Raw genomic sequence first — 19,887 nt, 5'->3', positions numbered from 1 at the left:
AGACAGATTAAAAAATAAAAATCTGGCTATTTAATGGGGAGTTTTTTATGTCTAAAAGATCCTATCTACCTGAAATAAAATTAGAAATCTTAAAAATGTGGGAAGATGGCACAGCTACATTAGTTGAGATTGGTAAAAGGTATAAGGTGAGTGAATCTACAATTAGGAAGTGGAAATACAAATTTGATACATATGGGGTTGAAGGTTTAAAGGAATGTTCAACCTGGAAAAGATACACGAAGGAATTAAAACTATTAGCTGTCAGTGATTATATGTCAGGTCTTCACTCTTTAATTGGAGCTGTCAGTGATTATATGTCAGGTCTTCACTCTTTAATTGGAGTTGTCGAAAAGTATGAAATATCCAGTCATTCCGTCCTCCAAAGGTGGATTAAGCAGTATAATAATAGTCATAGAGAATTAAAGGATACGTCAAAAGGAAGGACGAGATCTATGACTAAAGGGAGAAAAACTACTTGGGATGAGAGGATTCAAATTGTACTCGATTGTCTAGGGAACGGAAAAGATTATCAAGTAACAGCTGAGACCTACCAGGTCTCTTATCAACAAGTGTACCAGTGGGTTAAGAAGTATGAAAATGGCGGAGACGAAGCACTAAAAGATAAACGTGGAAGAAATAAAATAGAATCCGAGCTATCCCCAGAAGAGAAGATCCAGCTGGAAATGAAAAGATTAGAACGGGAAAATGAACGGCTACGTGCAGAAAACCTATTCTTAAAAAAGTTAGAGGAGATCGAAAGGAGGCGAAGATAAGCCAAATCCGATTTGAGGACAAGTATATCGCTATTCAGGAGCTTCATGAAAAAGAGAATTTAAGCATTATCTTACTTTGTGAAATAGCTGGGATATCACGGGCTGCTTACTATAAATGGTTAAAACGCGTACCCACAGATCGAGAACTTCTGAATGAAGAAATTATGAAAGAAATGAAAACTCTTCAAGAGAAAGTAGATGGAACCTTTGGTTATCGTCAAATGACGTTACATATGAATCGAAAGTTTGAAGAGGATATTAATCACAAAAGAATCTATCGATTAATGGGGATCGCAAACATACGCTCGGTTATTCGGGTAAAGAAGAAACAATCATACAAACCCTCTACCCCTCAGCATGCGGCAGAAAATGTCCTAAATCGCGAGTTTACAGCAGAAAAGCCTAATGAAAAATGGGTTACAGATGTCACAGAACTTAAATATGGAACTAAAAAAGCTTATTTAAGCGCCATTCGCGATCTATACGATGGATCGATTGTTAGCTATGTCCTTGGGCATTCCAATAATAATAACCTTGTATTCAAGACGCTTGACAAAGCTACAGCACTTTTGAATGGAGAACGTCCTCTTATTCATAGTGACCGTGGATTTCAATACACCTCCAAGAAATTTAAACGAAAAATAGATAAAGCAAAAATGAAACAAAGCATGTCCCGAGTGGGTAGATGTATTGATAACGGACCAATGGAATCTTTTTGGGGAACACTCAAATGTGAGAAATATTATAGGCGTAAGTTCACGACATTTGAAGAACTATCGTTAGCTATAGATGAGTACATACAATTCTATAATCATGAAAGATATCAAAAACGATTAAACGGCCTTAGCCCTATGGAATATAGAGCTAAAGCCGCTTAGATCATTTTTATTATTTCCACTGTCTACTTGACAGGGTGCAGATCAGCTGCTACTTGCCGATTTTTTTTATATACTCTTCTCTTCGGTGACATATCGGCCATAACTATAAAGTCGAAATGATTACTTTTTCCTTATATTCCAAAATTGCACTCTTTTTGCAAATCCAGAAGAACAAAATCGCTAACGCGACTTAATTACGACCCAAGTGTAGATTATTCACTTGGGTCTTTCCTCGCCTGTCTCATCGTTCCATTACAAAAAGGACATACTACTTCCACTTCTTCATTCTCTTCTAAATCAAAATGAAACTCCTCTACCACATAATCTGGAACTTCATCTTCCTTCCCACAATCCATACATTTAAAAATAATGAATTCCATTTCTTCATCTAATCCAAATAGATCCTCTTCTTCTAACCATTTCAATCATTCATCCTGCTCTTTGTTTTTGCTCAAGGTTTATCCTCCTCATCGTTTTGATTGATTCCATGTTCTCCATGTAATGATAGATGAATCCGTAATCTGCATGCCAAACCTCTACCAAATCCATTTCTCGATGGCAATGCGGACAAATGAATGAACCTTTATCGAATGCTTCGATCATTCTTAGGCGATAGGTCTTCTTTTTCTTCTCTAAAAGTAACGACAATTACCTCATTCTCATAAACGCATATAGACGAAGGACATTCTTTGCCTTTATAGATTCATCTACTATACAACCCAAAACGACCAGCCATTCGAAAATGCTTGGGATGGATGTGCTGTATTCATTTATAAAGAAATTTGTAAACAGGCAGCGTTTCATCTACATGCTGGCCTGTCTGGATCTTCATACCAAACAAAACTTCACGACTTTTCCATCATATTCTCTCAATCCGATACTCCGCTATCACAGGTCTTGCCAAGTATCTCCCAATGTACTTTCGCATCTTTCATCCTTTTTTCTGCATCCACATAGAACCCTTTCGGATATCGCTGATACCATTCATTCATGAGATTCCGGACTCTTTGATTTTCAGGAAACCATTTCTTTAAAAGTTCTAGTACGACCTTTTGCCAAGACTTTCTCAAGAATTCATATGGAATATATCCACTTGGAACCCATTCATTTCGATGATCTAGGGCACCCTCTGTTACCAACGTATGCTTGCTTACTAAGTTCGTTCAATTTCTTTCTGTCTTCAAAGAATACGTTTCTTATTTCTTTCGGTATCGTAAACACCATATGACGATGCGGAACGTCAAAGATCATTTCCTGTTGTTTATCTGACCAATCATCCGTATATTTTTTACCACACTTATGACAGAAACGGCTTTTACAAGTGAAGCAAACAAAGACAGGCTTCGGATTTCCTTCACAACCTAGACATTCATAACGAGCATAACCTAAATCACGAGTCCCACACTGAATAACCTTTTCAACGGTTTCTTTTATATCCTCTCGATAGGACTCAGAAATCTCCTTTCATTCAATTTCCAAAATCCATCAAAATGGTCTTTTAAAATGGTCTTAATGACTCCGCTTCCTTGTTTACTCATATCGATACTCCTACTGTTTATACGAACATATTATCGAACACTTATCCACAAGTCGAGGGAATTTATAATTTCCTAGATGAGAAAAACCGAGCAAAAACCGCCCGGTCCTTTTTTGTTTAAAAAATATTTGATAATTTGTAACCACTGAAAGCTTCATCTGGAGTAGAAATCAACAAGGCACATAAACAATATAAAAAAAAGAGGAGCCCGAAGCTTAGCTTTTGGGACAACCTCACAATCTTTTTTTATAAGAGATTGCTCAAAATAATAACAAATATTCCTATCCCAACAATCAAAGATACCACAAATTGCTTTATTGGGAATTTTTCATTTTCTTGTTTTCTTTTTCGGAAGGCGAGGACAAGGATAATCACGAGTAAGAAACTTAATATATAGTAGACCATCATCCAATCCAAAATCCCACCTCCTTTCTATTATTGCGGCTCTACATTAAAGACTGCAGCATAAGTTATTCCTAAATAGACTCCTTTTCCATGATTATTAGCAGTAACACGAGCTGACATTAACCCAGCATAGGCAGCAATGATAGCTCCAGTAAAAGCTACCCCAGGGAACCAGATGCCAGCTACTGCTCCTGCTCCTGCATAACCGGCAGCAACAGACGACATATCTGCTGCGAAAATATTTGCATTACAATAATTAAAGTAACGGGATGTCCCCCACCAGTGCATTGCCGGAGCAGTATTCTTTCCTGGACAGGAAGCCAAGATTGAAAACCTACCCTCAGTTGCAGGAGGCTCTAACGAAATAATTTCCAGATTACTTTCTGCTTTTAGTATACCATTTTTTATCTCTTTATTTAAATCATCCAAATAATTTTTTTGCAGTTTAACCAATTCTTTATTATTGCCATCTTTTGTAGCTGAGTTTGAATCAAATTTAAACAAACCATCCTTAACAGAAATGTAAGGTTCCAATTCCATAATATCTTCGAATGTAAATTCGCTAGTCTGTTGCTCCTTACTAAAATAGCTTGCTGCCTGGGCTGAGGTATTCGACAAAATTGGTAAAATCAATAATACTGCCATGAATGCTACTAAAAATTTTTTCATTCCCTCTCTCTCCTCTTTTCTAATAAAATTTTGGGTTTTCTAACTTCATACCTTTATAACCATCGAATCCCAAGAATCTATCTGTTACTATGATCGATTGATGGTGTAACAGTTCCTAAATTGGAATCCTGCATAATCAGTACTCCTCTATATTACCCTCTATGAAAAAAGCATGTTTCTCCTAAAAAAGATTATTTCACCAACCATATATACTAAAAGCTACCTATTAAGTCATATTTTATTAAATAATATAACTATAGTTATATTTTCAAGCAGTCAAAAAACCTTTCGAGAGCTAACTATTTTTTCTGGAGCTATTTACCAGGTAGATGGAGTCTATGAAAGAGAAGTTTCCTGCCTAAACAAAGACAGACGTGCTGGAGGATGAAATTGCTTATTCCCAGAAATTCATTGAAGTAATTGAGAAAGAAGAAGCTCTCCTACAATTGAATGAACAGCTGAACCTATTGAAAGAAACAGTCGCAGATGACATCAAACAGCTCCAATTTTCAAAGGACCAGTACGGAAAATTCGGCCACAAGACTGCCGACACCTCCTTTTTTGAATACAAGACGCACTTGACAATGAATGAAAAACGGATCATAACTGCAGAGTTGTCATACTGGAGAAAAAAAAGATGGAAAGCAACTGGAAACACTGATTGAAAAAAATGCAGAAGCAAGAATGGATGTCTGTAAAGCAGGGCATATGGCGATAAGAAAAGCACGACAAGGAAGAAAGAATGTAGGCACAAACTAGGACAAGATTAAAGCAAAGAATAGCGAGTTAAAACACAGACACGGGTACGATGTGGCTATATCCTCGAGTCTAATTGGCATGAAATTACAAGGTGCCATGGCTATATTACTGTAAATCTCAAAAGAATACTGAAATTACTGGGGTAAGATAGAAAAAGAAATAGACATTAAATAAGGGAAAAGTTGATTTATTCCTTTTTTTGATAATGAAATCAACTTTTTTTCTTGTAAAGACAATCATATCAATCTAAAACCGTCAGATTTTTAGTGCCCTCCAAATACCGCCCGGTCCTTTTTTTAAAGGACATCCAAGATTTTGTACACTATCCCATTACCCCTTTATAATACTCTGGATACATTTGACCACCACATTTCTCACAAGAAAACATTGGCGGTGTCGTTGGATCTCCATCATCCACTAAATCAAAATTCTTTACCACACTTAACGGGATATTCTCCTTCTCATGATACACTAAACAACCAAAGCTGATGCTTTGGTTGTTTAACAGTTATTTGGAGGGAGTTGGAGACGTTGGCTTCTTTTTATTTCTTCTTGTTATACTGGCGAAATGATTGATCACCCTCTCTAAATAGGATCTGGTTGTATTACATAATGCAACTTTTATTTTTAGTTTCCCCCTCTTCAGGACAGACTTCTCCCTTGTATTTATAGTAACAATCACGATTCGGACAAACGAGTGGATCCTTTCTGCCACTCGCGATCATTTTCTCTCGTCATGTCTAACAAAACTATTTTCTTCCTCACTTTTACAATCCACCGTTTTACTTTTTGTTACCAAATGCTAAGAATTTTTTTGTATACTCTCTTCGTTCTTCTAGAGTACATTCCATAGTATCGTATGGTTTTAAATTGCTCGTCCGGTATATGGCAAATGAAGCGTGAAATAAACTCTTCCACACTTACACTTACCGTTTCATTCTTTTCTTTGCCGTCTGTTTTATCCACATATTTGATTGTAACGCTTTGCCCATCATATTCCATATTTAATTTTGAATCGTTCCCAGCGTTAATTTTCATCAAAGAAAATTCGTCTTAAGATATTTGTCTCCATATTGGAAAAATACCATAGGGGCAAATTCTGTAATGTTCATAAATTTTATACTTATCTCACAATATAGCGCAATGCGGTTTGCAATTGCAGGTCATTTTGCTCTTTTTTCATCTCTTCCACAATGGCAGCCTCTAAAGCTGAAGCTGTTTGTTTATCAATTCTTCCGCTGGCAGAGAGCTTCTTTTGATTTTGGAACGCCATAACGGCTTTTTCAGTAGCTTCATCAAAGTATCCATCTTCGCGTCCTGGAGCAAAACCGAGGCTGTTTAACATTTGCTGGGCAGTTTGCACTTGTTCATTGTTCATATCTTTCATTAAAGCTGTATCAATTTGCAGTGGGTGGGTATGATAAATCTCTGGCTGGCTCACTTTCATATCAGGCTCAATCCCTTTTTTATGAATCCAGTTTCCTTCTGGTGTCAGCCATTTAAATATGGTCAGTTTGATATTGCTGCCATCGCCCATCGGAACAGGCTGTTGGACTGTACCTTTACCAAAAGTATTTTCCCCGATAAGCTTATAGCCGTTAGCCTCCTGCAATGCACCGGCCAATATTTCAGAAGCAGAGGCACTTCCCTGATCAATCAACACCACGACCGGATACGGCTTTTCTTTATCTAAACTGGAAAAATAACGAAGCCTTTCTCCTGAGCGTTGCTGAATTTGAACATAAGGTTTCTCCTTTGTTACGAACTCTTTAAGAATTTCCTCCACACTCGTTAATAAACCACCAGGATTTCCGCGCACGTCGATAACAAGCCCCACGATCCCCTTCTTTTCCATTTCTGTTAATTGCTGTTTAAATTCATTGCCCGTTTCCTCAGAGAAGGAAGTAATTTCAATGTAGCCGACGTTTTTATTTCCTTGTTTTTTCACGTCTCCGTAAACAGTAATCTGCGGAATCTCGTCTCTCTTTACCTCGACTACTAAAGACTCTCGCAACCCTTGCCTTTCGATTTCCAACTTTACAGTGGAGCCTTTTTCCCCACGGATCTTCAAAGTAGCTTCATACAGATCAAGACCATCAATGCTTTCTCCATCAACTGATAGAATGCGGTCATTGGGCTTTAATCCTGCCTTCTCTGCTGGTGAATCTTTGAATGGAGCGACAATGATTACTTTTCCGTCAACCATGCTTACTTCAGCACCGATTCCTTCAAACGACGATTCCAGCGTTTCATTGAATTGCTTCACCATCTCCTTATCCATATAGACGGAATAAGGATCGTCAAGCGTGCTAAGCATCCCCTGAATAGCACCTTCTACCAGCTCTTCTTCTTCAACTTCTTCCACATAGCCGTTCAAAATTAATTCGTAGGCTTTTCCGACTTTATCTAAGCTTTCTAAATCTACTTCCATATGATTTTCGCTCTCATCTTGCGATTGTGCTTCCTCCCCATTTGTCCACTCAAGAACGGCATATGCACCAGCAGCGCCTATTCCTAAGGAACAAGCGATAATAAGAGCAGTCCAAGTATGTTTCATTGTCTACCTCCTGTCCATTGGTAAGCCCCTATAGAAGGCCATTTTCGCATCAATCATTGCGAGGATTAGCCTTTTGATAAGTTTGTCTCTTCACTATATGACGGAAGCGGACAAGTTATGAATTCACCCCTCTTTTTTTTTGCATGATCTTTATTATGTGTAGGTGCGATTTTGCCTTACTTTCACCTATCGTTTCAGCGAATCAGAGGAGCTTTCCTAATAATTGAAAAGTTTGGTTTTATAAGTAATAAACCAATTATGGCTAAAACAAAGCCTTTTACAAAAAGAAAAGCAGGAGAAATGAAGTTTCTCCTACTTTTTATAATGGAACAATGCCAACGGGATTGATAGCATTTGTTTTTGATAGATTCCATTCGCCTCTATGCAGTTCAAAATGTAAATGCTGACCATACGAACGACCGGTATTGCCCATTAGACCAATTTGCTGGCCCTTTGAAACCACCTGGCCTTCACTCACTTCACGATTTCTCATATGAGCATATACTGTAGTATAAATTTGCCCATTAATAGAATGAGAGATGAAGACAGCATTTCCATAACTAGTAGAATAATAGGAGCGGATGACAACTCCATCGGCAGCCGCATAAATAGGAACAATGCCGCTCGCTGCAATATCCACACCTTTATGATCCCCTAGAGAACGATTCCCAAAGCCTGATGATAAATATCCGGCAGCGGCCGGCCTTGTCCAAACCCCACTTGAAACCGGAGGTGCTGTAACAGCTGTTCCACCACCTGATGAAGCCTTCTTCGCCGCTTCCTCTGCTCTGCGTTTTTCTTCAGCTACTCGCTTTTTCTCAAGTTCGATTGCTTTTTGCATCGCTTTTTTCTGGGCAGCAAGAATCGCTTTTTCTTCTTCTAATTCAACCATTTCATCATGCATGTGCTCTTCTTCTTGTTTCAAAGAAGCCATTACCTTCTCTTTCTCAGCCTTCTGAGCAGCAAGAGACTTTTTCATCTCTTCCAAATCCTGCTTCAGCTTCTGCAGCTTGGAAAGGGTGTCCTGTACTTCTTTTTGTTTGCTTTCGAGCTCAGCTTTATCCGCATTATGTTCCTTGAGGATATTTTGATCCGCTTCAACAAAGGCAGCTACAGCCCCAAGGCGATCAATAAAATCGCTAAACGTCTTTGCTCCAAGTAGAACATCAAAATAAGTGACTCTACCATTCTCCTGAATAGTTCGAGCTCGATCCTTCAGCAACTCATTTCGATTGGCAATGCGTGTTTCCAATACTTTAATTTCTTGTTCTAGCGTTTCAATATTAGCTTCCGCTTCTTTAATTTGAAGCTCTTTTTCCCGTATTTTTGTTTCCGTATCACCAACGGCTTGGTCAATTCGCTTTATCTCTTTGTCAACATTAACCTGTTCATTTTTTACTTCATTAAGCTTCTCGCCTTGTTCATCGAGCTTTGAATTAATTTCTGATTGTTTTTCGTGAATGTTTTTTCGTTGCTCATTCAGTTGGTCAATTTTCGAATTTGCTGATGCTATGTTTATCGGATTGCCTGTTGCCAAAATACCCAACCCTAGGGTGGAAGCAACTGAAATGGTTAAAAGCTTTTTCTTCAATTCAGATTTCTCCTCCCTCATTATGTAAAATAATAAGGATCTCCAGAACGGATCCTGGAGATCCTAGAACATACTTTGCAAACGAATCGTAATTAAACTTTCAAGAACTTCCTTACGGACATGACACTTCCCCAAATCCCGATGAATGCGCCTAGTAACACTAGTAAACCGCCTACTTGGAACATAAACGGATTAAATTCCAGCAATTGGATAAAATGCCCTTGAAGCTTTGATGAAATATACTCGTAGGAATAGCGATATATCATGCTAATGAAGGAAATCGGGATGACCGAACCTAGAATCCCTAGCATTAGCCCCTCCATAAAGAAAGGCCAACGGATAAATGAATTGGTTGCACCTACCAGCTTCATAATCTCAATTTCTTTTCGTCTCGCAACAATCGTAATTTTAATTGTATTTGAGATTAAGAACATCGCTGTAAATAATAGGCCAACAATTAAAACTAAACCAACGTTTCTACTTGTTTTAATAAAAGAAAATAGTTTCTCAACATCGTCTTGTCCATATCGCACCTTAAAGGCAAAGTCAAGATTCTCAATTTTTTTAGCAACACTCTCTAGATGCTCAGGTTGTTTTGTTTTGACGATAAACACATCGTATAAGGGATTATCCTGTTCAAAGAGCTTAAAAGCCTCCCCTTCCTCACCAAGGCTAGAAATTAAATTATTAAGCTCATCTTCTTTCGGGGAATACACGACAGAGTCCACTTCAGAAATTTTTTCAATATTGCTTTTTAAAGTGTCCTGATCTTCCTTCGTTGCAGCAATATCAATATGAACTCGAATGCTGACATCTTCTTCAATATCGGTTGCTACTTTATTTAAGTTCATCATAATGACGAAGAATACACCCACAAGCAATAACGTCACTGTCACAGCACTTATGGATGCAAATGTCATCCAGCCGTTACGCGCAAGGTTCCTTAAGCTCTCCTTCATATGTCGGCGAAGTGTCCTAGCTTTCATATCCATAATCACCTCGCTGCTCATCACGGATTATCTGCCCATTTTCAATAGCAATTACGCGATGTCTAATTGTATTTACAATTTCTTTATTATGGGTGGCCATTAAAATCGTTGTTCCTCTTGTATTAATCTCTTCAAAAATTTTCATAATCTCCCATGAAGTTTCCGGATCGAGGTTACCAGTTGGTTCATCAGCGATCACGACCTTTGGAGAATTGACGATGGAACGGGCAATCGAGACCCGTTGCTGTTCTCCTCCAGAAAGTTCAGTCGGAAGCATTCTTGCTTTATGCTTTAAATTAACAAGCTCCAATGTTTCCATTACACGCTTTTTAATATATTTAGGCTGCTCTTCGATTACTTCCAGAGCAAAGGCAACATTTTCATAGACAGTTAATTTTGGCAGCAATTTAAAATCTTGGAAAACAACGCCTAACTGTCTACGGAAATGAGGGATTTTACTCTCTTTCAGCTTCCCTAAATTCACACCGTTAATCATGATTGTCCCTTTGCTTGGCTTTTCCTCTCGGTACATCATTTTGATAAAAGTCGATTTACCGGCTCCACTTGGTCCTACTATATATACAAATTCCCCTTGATTGATACGCACACTGAGTCCACTAACAGCGACAACACCATTCGGGTACTTTTTATACACATCTTCCATTTCTATCATCTATATCACCTTTAGGCACTTTCTATAATATTTATAAACATTTTCATTATTTTTGTTCTTTTTTGTAGCCAAACCCATTATAACATCATATTTTGTCGATCACCCTTTAAAAAATATTACATTTTCTTTTCAAAGTGGGGAAAACCCTATTTTTTTACAAAAAAGAAGGATTTTTGCACTAAAATTTCCAACTGAACACCGTCTATTTTACCTAGTTTCGATGAGTTTTAATGGTAAAATTGGCGAATATTGGATGTGATGAAGATGAGGGTCCTCGAAAAATGTAGTATTCTCACTCATTTTATTACGAAGAGATGATTGAATTATGCTTGGTTTTATTCAAGGTGCAAGCTCCTTGCTCATCGCCTAATGGCCTGTTTTTTCGATAATTACGATAGCTTTGCGATGACTTATCGGATCAGGCGACAGGCGCTGGAGTTCGATGTACAAAGGCGGAAACACCTTGTTTTACCGTGGTGTACTGAGTTTTTACTGAGATTAGAAGTTTGAGAGAGTTAGATGTAAAGAAAAGTGAGGGGAGCCTTTGAACAATCGGAAAGCAGCTTGGTCCTTCAATGATCATTTTTAGGAGCTTTCCATCGTGTTCATCATCATAGGCTTGCGGTTGCTGGATGTGAGCACAAGCAAATCTACCGTTTTGTAAACAAGCAAAGAAAAAGAGTCCTTTTTCTTTGCTTGCTCAAGTCCATCGATATCTTACAGTACCTAACTTTATTTCATATCTGCCAGCCATTCGGCGACCGCTGAAGCTTCTTCACCTTTCAACTGACCTCCCGGCATGATTCCGATTCCATCAAGAATGATTTGCTCAATTTCCTCTTTTGACATTTTGGCACCGATTTGTGTTAACTCAGGACCGACTCCACCAGTTAAATCTCCACCATGACAAGTCGAACATTTTTGAGCGTAAGATTTTTCATAGTCAACGCTGACCACTTCTTCTTCATCGCCTGCTTGCTCATCAGTATCATCATTTTTATTTGTTTCCGTCTTGTTGCTTGTTTCAGTGGTTGTGTTTGTATTGTTACCTCCATCATTTTTTTCACTCTGTAAAGTGAAAAAGACCAAAGCGATTAATACGATTATAAGTGCTGCTAACACTGCCAGATGCTGTTTCTTCAATAACAACTCCCCCTAAATTCTGTGAAAATAGCATGATTTCCTCTTTATATTATAAAAAAGCCACCCATGCTTTAGGGCGTAAATTTGTAGCAATTTAGTGAACTTATTCTTTTCTTATAATTGTTATAATCTGAATCAATCCATAAAAAAACGTTCTGTCTATTAGGAGGCAGAACGTTTTTCATAATTATTTTTTTGCTGCAAGCCAATCGGCAAGCGCATTTGCTTCTTCATCAGAAACATTCTGAGCGGCCATTGAGCCTCTTCCGTTTACAATAACATCCTTAATTTCATCAGCCGATAAATGTCCTCCCGCTGCTGTTAGGTCTGGACCAACTCCACCAGTCAAATCCCCACCGTGACAAGCAACACAGCCTTTTTCATTATAAATTTGCTCTGCATCAACGCTTGCAGTCTCTTTGTCACCTGTATTTTCCTTAGCTTCATCATCTCCGCCGCCACAAGCAGCTAATACTAATGAAGTACCCATCAATAGTGCAAGAAGTTTCTTCTTCAATTGCAACACCCCCCTAGGTAAATAATACATATACGGCATAATTATACCAATTCTAAACTCGTTTGAAACCCTCTCCAAGCACCTCTGCTGCGTCCATTACGACGACAAAGGCTGTCGGATCAATGCTTTTCACCAATTGTTTCAATTTTGTGAACTCTGTCTGATCGACGACACACATTAGGATCGGCCTTTCTTGATCCGTATAACCACCGTATGCTGATAGTTTTGTCACGCCCCTATCAATTTTATTCAAAATTCCTTCACGAACTTCTTGCTGATGATTGGTAATGACCATGACCATCTTCGACCTGCCCCAGCCAATCTGCACTAAATCAATCGTTTTACTCGTAACGTAAAGACCGATCAAGGCATATAAACCTCTTTCAATATCAAAAACAGTCGCTGCCGTTAAGACAATCAGCCCATCAATAATGGCTACACATGTGCCAAGGGAAAGGCCCGTAAATTTATGGATGATCTGTGCAGCTAAGTCGGTTCCACCTGTTGAGCCTTTACCACGAAAAACAATGCCAAGCCCGAACCCGACACCAATTCCGCCAAATAAGGAAGCCAACAAGGGATCGTTCGTCCACGGCTCCAGATCCTTTGATAAGAAGACGATAAATGGCAGAAAGATCGTTCCGATCAACGTCTTTAAACCATACTGCTTTCCTAAAAAAACGACTCCAGCTATAAATAAAGGAATATTAAATGCCCACTGTACATAAGCAGGTTCCCAATTAAAGACTGCATCCGTTATTGTACTTATCCCGCTTACTCCACCTGATGCTACTCGATTGGGAAGCAAAAATAAATTAAAAGAAAGAGCGACTGCCGCAGAACCGATTAAAATATATATGTATTCAAGAGCTTTCTCCCACTTCGGATTGTTTGCATTTGTTCTTTTACGCATTTTTACAGTTTCTCCTTTTGCTTAGGATATCTCAGATGTGAATGGATCATGCTGTCAGTGAGTATATCATGAGGGGAAATTGCTGTAAACGCTATTGTAGTAACGTTTTAATGGGGTAAAACTTATTGATTGAACACTGCTTTTTGATTGAGACAAAAATGCCGATTTCCCGCAACTATGTTGTATCTTGACATTTTTTTAGATATATCGGCGAAATATGAATTTTATCGGCGTTTTCCCGATTATATCGGCGAAAAAACAATTTTATCGGCGTTTTCCTGGTTATATCGGCGAAAAAACAATTTTTTCGGCGTTTTTTTGGTTATATCGGCGAAAAAACAATTTTTTCGGCGTTTTCCCGATTATATCGGCGAAAAAAACAATTTTATCGGCGTTTTCCCGATTATATCGGCGAAAAAACAATTTTTTCGGTCTTTACTTCATTTTATCGATCTTTATCGCTATATATCGGTCTTCCCACTTAAAAACCCTCACGACTTCGTGAGGGTTCAACAAACAATCATTATAAACTTAATTTCGAACGCAAGTAAGCATTAATAAATGGATCTAAGTCCCCGTCCATTACGCCCTGAACATTTCCGCTCTCTGTATTTGTACGGTGATCCTTGACCATGGAGTACGGGTGAAAAACGTAAGAGCGAATTTGGCTGCCCCAGCCGATATCCTTTTGCTCGCCGCGAATTTCGGCAAGCTCCGCTTCCTGCTCTTCAATTTTCTTTTGATAAAGTTTTGCTTGGAGCATTTTCATCGCTGCTTCACGGTTTTTAATTTGCGAGCGTTCATTTTGACATTGAACGACAACACCTGTTGGCAGATGCGTGATCCGAACTGCAGAGTCAGTCGTGTTAATGTGCTGACCACCGGCACCAGTGGCGCGGTACGTATCAATTTTTAAATCCTCTGAACGGATTTCGATTTCAATTTCATCATTCATTTCCGGCATCACTTCACAAGAGACAAAAGAAGTATGACGGCGCCCAGATGAATCAAAAGGAGAAATTCGCACAAGACGGTGAACTCCTTTTTCCGCTTTCAAATAGCCATAGGCGTTATGACCTTTAATGGCAAGAGTTACACTTTTAATTCCTGCTTCATCACCAGGAAGATAATCCAATGTTTCCACCTTGAAGCCTTTTTTCTCTGCCCAGCGCGTATACATGCGAAGAAGCATTGAGCCCCAGTCCTGAGACTCTGTCCCACCAGCACCTGGATGAAGTTCTAGAATGGCATTGTTTTTATCATATGGCTCACTTAATAAAAGCTGAAGCTCATAAGCGTTCATCCGTTTGACTAGCTCTTGCATTTCCGTGACAAGCTCTTCACGAAGCTCCTCATCGTTTTCCTCTTTCACAAGCTCATACGTAAGCTCTAGATTTTCAAACGTTTCTGTTAAATCGTAAAACTCATGAACCTGATCCTTCAAACCATTTGCCTCACTAATGACTGCTTGGGCACTTTGCTGATCATTCCAAAATTCCGGCTGCAGCATTTCATCCTCAAGTTCGGCAATGCGCGCCTCTTTGTTCTCTAAGTCAAAGAGACCCCCTAAAGTCCGCTAATTTCTTAGCTGTATTTTCCAATTCATGTCGAATATCCGCTAATTCCATTCATGTCACCTCGTATTTTTTTATAAAATCATTCGGCAGAAAAAGAGAGCCGGCTCACCGACCCTCCTTTTTCCGATATTTCCTTATGCCAATTTTGCCACAAACGATCAAAATTAAGACGTTCTTCCGCAGCAATTTTTATATTTTTTGCCGCTGCCACAAATACATGGATCGTTCCGTCCGACGTTAATCGCTTTAACAACTGGCTTTTTCTTCACTTTTTCGCCATCTTCCTTCGGATTAACGGCTTGACCCTTCGCTACTTCTTCACGCTCAAGGTTATTACGGATCTCCGCCTTCATCACATACTTCGCTGCGTCGTCTTCAATAGACATAACCATTTCTTCGAACATAGCAAAGCCTTCTTTATTATATTCACGCAGTGGATCAATTTGACCGTAGGCACGGAGATGAATTCCTTGGCGAAGCTGATCCATTTGATCAATATGATCAATCCATTTTGAATCGACTGCGCGCAGAAGAACAACCTTTTCAAACTCACGCATTTGCCCTTCATCAAGCTGACCTTCTTTTTCATCATAACGCTCTTTCACTTTGGCAAAAATAACGTCAATGATTTCCTCTGTATCCTTGTTGCTGATATCCTCAACTGTTATATCGCCTTCTTGTAAAAGATTTCCGTTTACATAATCAATAATCCCTTGTAGATTCCATGTCTCTTTCTCTTCATCAACTGGTGTAAAAGCCTCCACATGACGAGATAATGAACTTAAAATCATATTTTCTAGGATGTCGCGTAAATTCTCTGACTCAAGTACTTCATTACGCTGCTTGTAAATGATTTCCCGTTGCTGACGAAGAACATCATCATAAGATAACAACTGCTTACGTGCATCAAAGTTGTTTCCTTCTACACGTTTTTGTGCAGATTCAACTGCTTTTGAAACCATTTTACTTTGAATTGGCTGAGAATCGTCCATACCGAGCCTAGACATCATTGCCTTCATGTTATCTGAGCCGAAACGTCTCATCAATTCATCTTCCATCGAAAGGTAGAACTGAGTCACCCCAGGGTCACCTTGACGACCGGAACGACCGCGGAGCTGATTATCAATGCGGCGGCTTTCATGACGTTCCGTACCGATTACCGCTAAGCCACCAAGTTCTATTACCCCTTCGCCAAGCTTGATATCTGTACCACGACCCGCCATATTTGTGGCAATCGTCACAGCGCCCTTTTCACCGGCATTGGCAATAATTTCTGCTTCACGCCCATGATTTTTCGCATTTAATACATTGTGATGAATGCCTTTTTTCGTTAAATACTTTGAGATTAATTCAGAAGTTTCAATCGCGACCGTACCAACTAATACAGGTTGTCCCTTCTTGTTGCGCTCAGCGATATCTTCCACGACAGCTCGGAACTTCCCATCCATTGTTGCATAAATTAAATCTGGACGGTCATCACGAGTAACCGGCTTATTCGTTGGAATGGCAATAACATTCATGTTATAAATGTTACGGAATTCCTCTTCCTCCGTTTTTGCCGTACCGGTCATCCCAGATAACTTCTCATACATGCGGAAATAATTCTGGAACGTGATCGATGCAAGCGTCATGCTTTCATTTTGGATTTCCAAGCCTTCTTTTGCTTCAATCGCTTGGTGCAGTCCATCACTGTAGCGACGCCCTTTCATTAGACGGCCTGTAAATTGGTCAACGATCACAATTTCCCCGTCTTGAACGACATAATCCACGTCTAAATGCATACTGGCATGCGCTTTTAAAGCTTGACCAATATGATGATTAAGTGCCACATGGCGAATATCGAAGAGGTTCTCGATTCCAAACGCTTTCTCCGCTTTGGAAATTCCATCCTCTGTTAATTGAACCCCTTTTGTTTTTTCGTCATACGTATAATCTTCATCCTGTTTCAATGTGCGCACAAAGGCATTCGCTTGAATATATAATGCAGTCGACTTTTGCGCAGAACCAGAAATGATCAATGGCGTTCTCGCTTCATCGATTAAAATGGAGTCAACCTCATCAATAACAGCAAAATTCAATGGACGCTGCACCTTTTGCTCCTTATAAAGGACCATATTGTCGCGAAGGTAATCGAAACCAAGTTCATTATTTGTACTATACGTAATGTCACATGCATACGCTTCTTGCTTTTCTTCTTTCGTAAGCCCATTGGAATTCAGACCAACGGTTAACCCTAAAAATGTATAGAGCTCACCCATCTCAGTGGCATCACGGCTTGCTAAATATTCGTTGACGGTCACAACGTGAACACCTTTTCCGGAAAGAGCGTTTAAGTAAACAGGCATGGTCGCCGTTAATGTTTTACCTTCCCCGGTTTTCATTTCTGCGATATTTCCTTCATGAAGGGCGATACCCCCCATAAGCTGAACCGGATATGGATATAAACCCAGCACGCGCTTTGCCGCTTCACGGACAACGGCAAATGCCTCCGTTAAAAGCTCGTCTAATGTTTCTCCTTTTTGGTAGCGGGCTTTGAATTCCTCTGTTTTTGCCCGTAGCTGATCATCACTTAAAGCAGCCGTTTCAGAAGCAAGAGCCTCAATTTGCTCACTCATCTTCGTTAACTTCTTTATCTCTCGCTTATTCGGATCAAATACTTTATTTAACATTCCAAGCATCGAAAACGCTCCTTTATTTCATAAAGTAAGGCTCTTCTTTCATGCCCTATTTCAATTAAAAAAAGACTGGCAAAAACCGTTCTTTTCTCAATACTTCCCATCGTCTTATACGTCTTATATTCGTAATTAATATTACCACTTCCACTTTGGGGTGACAACTTTGGTGGGCTTTGAAGGTTCAACGATGTTCATGAAAGAGCTTTACTCATGCTCTCCTACAACTAAAATGGAGAAATCTCAAGCCTTCAAAGGAAACACCGGTCTAAAAATTTAAGTTCGCCCACGTTTTGGTAAAAATTCGCAGTAAAACTTTTGCCAAACACAAAAAACGCTTCTCCCTTCTTTTTTAAAGGAGCTAAGCTACGAATATTCTTTTCAACACTGCCAAACAAACAAAATCCCTCTTAGTAAGAGGGCTAGTTTTTTCGAAGTTTCTTTACTTTTAAATATAGGCTCTGTTACATGTCGGTGTTGATTTTTGGCTCATTTTCTCTCTGACCTTTCAGTTATACTGAAAGGCATGTAAAACTTTGGTTTCACATGTAATAAGCCCAAATCATTTTAACAACCATTCTATTTAAAAAAGCCTAAATATAAAAAAAACTGATATAAACAAAATAGAGTCGTTAATGTGATTAAAGCGCGAAAACCATACTGAGGTGGAATGATAAAATACACAATTGCGATGGCAAGAACAAATATAAGATATCCCAAATAATACCCTTTCTTAAAGGTCATCCAACCCCCTCCTTTGTAAAATTATACCATTTAACCCTTCGCAATTTAATAATATGTACAAAAAACTTTTATTAATGAATAATTATCTAAAACATGATAGAGTACATCTCTTCAGAACAGGGTTACCATCTAGTACTGGCACTATTACCATTGACAGACCTAGGCTTAAAAGGAATGAGGTTATCCAAATGGTTTTCATCTGCTATCACCTCATACTGAGATGTTGAAGAGACCAACCAAAAAGGTCAGTCTCCAGCCATTAAAACGGAATATCCTTATCATCGCTCACTTGATTTTTCTCAAGAACCTCGACGATATCTTCAAAGTACATGCTCCGAAGCTTATTTATTTCCTCCTGTAAATCTTCTTCCAGTTCTTTAATCGCAGCACTTAATGTCGATGGGGAAATCCCGTATTGAAGGGCAACCTCTTTTTTCGTTAATTTGTTTAAAGGGTTGGCGGTCATATTGAGATAGTGAATGGCTGCTGCATAAGTCTCTGCTCTTTTCGTAAGCCGCAAGCCTTGTTCGCAGTATTTGTACCAAAGGATTACTCCGGACGCTACGACGATCATCGGAGCTTCTAGCTTCTCCATTCCCCTCTCATACAATTCAGCTACTTCCTTATGAAATGCAGTCCTCCACTTAAAATCTTTGGAGCCATATTCGATTGCTGCAAATGGCATTTCATTCATGATAAATAGGAACTCATCTGATAGAAACTCAATTGCATTCTCGTATTCTGAAGCTTCAAATCGCTCTATTAAATACTGCTCATCTTTCCCATCCTCTTCCCCTTCCAAATCAAAGATTGTTGGGAACAGAATCCACTCATTCGCAAACGGAACTAAAAATCCAAACACAAAAGAACCCTGTTCCGACTCAGCTGGCTCAAGCAACTTAATTGAAAATGATTCTTTCGTCAACGTATCCTGTACAGTCATATAGTTCTCATCAATGGAAAGCAATTTTCCTGCAATTGGACGCGGCTCTGTCCATGATTGTAAAATTTCCTTCACTTTTGACCGTTGAATCATTTTACTTTTTTCGTTAATAAAACGCTGTAAAATCGTGCCACCGTTATCGACATGTTCAAATAATGCAAACCAGACCAAATGGACAAAAAGGAAATACTCCATTTCCTCCTCATCTTCGATCATTAATTCCTCGGCCACACTCTCAAAATCTTGATCAATTTCCAGTTCATACTCACGGGTTGCATATTGAATCAATTGAACCTGAAGATCCATCACCTCTTTTTCTATAATGGAAGTAATCGAAACGGTCTTCTGCAGCCCGCAGCATTTTTTATATTTCTTCCCACTTCCGCAAGGACAAGGTTCATTACGGCTCACCTTCGTATTCATTTGCTTCTCCTCTTTCCTATATCCTACTATTCTAGTAATAAGTGTAAACATTTTTCCCCAAAAATAAAACAATGTGATCGGCAAAAAATAGTTCTTTCTATATTATGTTGATGAATTATTAACT

Annotated in this window: 18 protein-coding genes and 2 pseudogenes; 2 read left to right on the top strand and 18 right to left on the bottom strand. The window is 39.0% G+C overall.

Going from position 1 to position 19,887, the window contains the following annotated elements; all coding sequences use genetic code 11:
* Window positions 1–47 precede the first annotated feature (47 nt).
* A protein-coding gene (locus tag NST02_RS04265; RefSeq protein ID WP_340948149.1) for an IS3 family transposase occupies window positions 48–1,651 on the top strand; the annotation gives its coding sequence in 2 pieces (ribosomal slippage) (window positions 48–735 and window positions 735–1,651; 1,605 coding nt in all).
* A gap of 212 nt (window positions 1,652–1,863) precedes the next feature.
* On the opposite strand, the gene NST02_RS04260 is transcribed toward NST02_RS04265, so the two are convergent.
* The 6 genes from NST02_RS04260 to NST02_RS04240 form a co-directional block, all read right to left on the bottom strand.
* On the bottom strand, window positions 1,864–2,076 hold the full coding sequence (locus NST02_RS04260) for a hypothetical protein (protein WP_095311797.1): 213 nt from the start codon (window positions 2,074–2,076) through the stop codon (window positions 1,864–1,866).
* 4 nt (window positions 2,077–2,080) lie between these two features.
* A complete protein-coding gene (locus tag NST02_RS04255) occupies window positions 2,081–2,299 on the bottom strand; it encodes a hypothetical protein (RefSeq protein WP_095311799.1) in 219 nt (72 codons plus the stop codon).
* 221 nt (window positions 2,300–2,520) lie between these two features.
* A complete protein-coding gene (locus tag NST02_RS04250) occupies window positions 2,521–2,790 on the bottom strand; it encodes a hypothetical protein (RefSeq protein WP_137743575.1) in 270 nt (89 codons plus the stop codon).
* Window positions 2,756–3,061, bottom strand: coding sequence for a transposase zinc-binding domain-containing protein (locus NST02_RS23720; RefSeq protein ID WP_445678163.1), 306 nt, complete (start codon window positions 3,059–3,061; stop codon window positions 2,756–2,758). Before NST02_RS23720 ends, NST02_RS04250 begins: the two co-directional genes overlap by 35 nt.
* A 373-nt stretch (window positions 3,062–3,434) precedes the next feature.
* The gene (locus NST02_RS04245) at window positions 3,435–3,605 is read right to left on the bottom strand and encodes a hypothetical protein (RefSeq protein ID WP_170211276.1); all 171 of its coding nucleotides are present in this window, start codon (window positions 3,603–3,605) and stop codon (window positions 3,435–3,437) included.
* Between the two features lie 18 nt (window positions 3,606–3,623).
* Window positions 3,624–4,262: a hypothetical protein gene (locus NST02_RS04240; protein WP_095311804.1), complete on the bottom strand. Its 639-nt coding sequence runs from the start codon at window positions 4,260–4,262 to the stop codon at window positions 3,624–3,626.
* Window positions 4,263–4,575: 313 nt separating this feature from the next.
* Here NST02_RS04240 and NST02_RS04235 point away from each other — a divergent pair.
* A pseudogene (locus NST02_RS04235) lies at window positions 4,576–5,167 on the top strand (IS5/IS1182 family transposase); the annotation flags it as partial.
* 315 nt (window positions 5,168–5,482) lie between these two features.
* Here NST02_RS04235 and NST02_RS23715 read toward each other — a convergent pair.
* From NST02_RS23715 to NST02_RS04175, 12 genes and pseudogenes are all read right to left on the bottom strand, one after another.
* Window positions 5,483–6,020, bottom strand: a pseudogene (locus NST02_RS23715) (transposase); the annotation flags it as partial.
* Between the two features lie 124 nt (window positions 6,021–6,144).
* Window positions 6,145–7,578 carry a S41 family peptidase gene (locus NST02_RS04225; RefSeq protein ID WP_340948145.1) on the bottom strand — a complete coding sequence of 478 codons (1,434 nt, stop codon included), beginning with the start codon at window positions 7,576–7,578 and terminating at the stop codon, window positions 6,145–6,147.
* Between the two features lie 319 nt (window positions 7,579–7,897).
* Entirely contained in the window at window positions 7,898–9,169 is a 1,272-nt protein-coding gene (locus tag NST02_RS04220; protein ID WP_340948143.1) for a murein hydrolase activator EnvC family protein, read from the bottom strand.
* 92 nt (window positions 9,170–9,261) lie between these two features.
* Window positions 9,262–10,155 (bottom strand): permease-like cell division protein FtsX, encoded by an 894-nt coding sequence (ftsX, locus tag NST02_RS04215; protein ID WP_095311812.1) that lies wholly within the window; start codon window positions 10,153–10,155, stop codon window positions 9,262–9,264.
* Window positions 10,145–10,831, bottom strand: a complete 687-nt coding sequence (gene ftsE / locus NST02_RS04210) for a cell division ATP-binding protein FtsE (RefSeq protein ID WP_095311814.1) — start codon at window positions 10,829–10,831, stop codon at window positions 10,145–10,147. Before ftsE ends, ftsX begins: the two co-directional genes overlap by 11 nt.
* Window positions 10,832–11,563: 732 nt before the next feature.
* On the bottom strand, window positions 11,564–11,974 hold the full coding sequence (locus NST02_RS04205) for a c-type cytochrome (protein WP_235879440.1): 411 nt from the start codon (window positions 11,972–11,974) through the stop codon (window positions 11,564–11,566).
* Window positions 11,975–12,161: 187 nt separating this feature from the next.
* Entirely contained in the window at window positions 12,162–12,491 is a 330-nt protein-coding gene (gene cccB, locus NST02_RS04200) for a cytochrome c551 (RefSeq protein WP_095311816.1), read from the bottom strand.
* Window positions 12,492–12,543: 52 nt separating this feature from the next.
* Window positions 12,544–13,404, bottom strand: coding sequence for a YitT family protein (locus NST02_RS04195; protein WP_095311818.1), 861 nt, complete (start codon window positions 13,402–13,404; stop codon window positions 12,544–12,546).
* 523 nt (window positions 13,405–13,927) lie between these two features.
* A protein-coding gene (gene prfB, locus NST02_RS04190) for a peptide chain release factor 2 (RefSeq protein WP_137743571.1) occupies window positions 13,928–15,032 on the bottom strand; the annotation gives its coding sequence in 2 pieces (ribosomal slippage) (window positions 13,928–14,959 and window positions 14,961–15,032; 1,104 coding nt in all).
* Between the two features lie 113 nt (window positions 15,033–15,145).
* Window positions 15,146–17,659 (bottom strand): preprotein translocase subunit SecA, encoded by a 2,514-nt coding sequence (gene secA / locus NST02_RS04185; protein ID WP_340948139.1) that lies wholly within the window; start codon window positions 17,657–17,659, stop codon window positions 15,146–15,148.
* Window positions 17,660–18,232: 573 nt separating this feature from the next.
* Window positions 18,233–18,397, bottom strand: a complete 165-nt coding sequence (locus tag NST02_RS04180; RefSeq protein WP_170211274.1) for a hypothetical protein — start codon at window positions 18,395–18,397, stop codon at window positions 18,233–18,235.
* Window positions 18,398–18,656: 259 nt separating this feature from the next.
* The gene (locus tag NST02_RS04175; protein ID WP_340948138.1) at window positions 18,657–19,763 is read right to left on the bottom strand and encodes a YecA family protein; all 1,107 of its coding nucleotides are present in this window, start codon (window positions 19,761–19,763) and stop codon (window positions 18,657–18,659) included.
* Window positions 19,764–19,887: the final 124 nt, after the last annotated feature.

The organism is Robertmurraya sp. FSL W8-0741 (genome assembly GCF_038004005.1).
GTDB lineage: Bacteria > Bacillota > Bacilli > Bacillales > Cytobacillaceae > Robertmurraya > Robertmurraya siralis.
The sequence above is the reverse complement of the archived record's forward strand: the minus strand, read 5'-3'. Positions and strand labels throughout refer to the sequence as shown.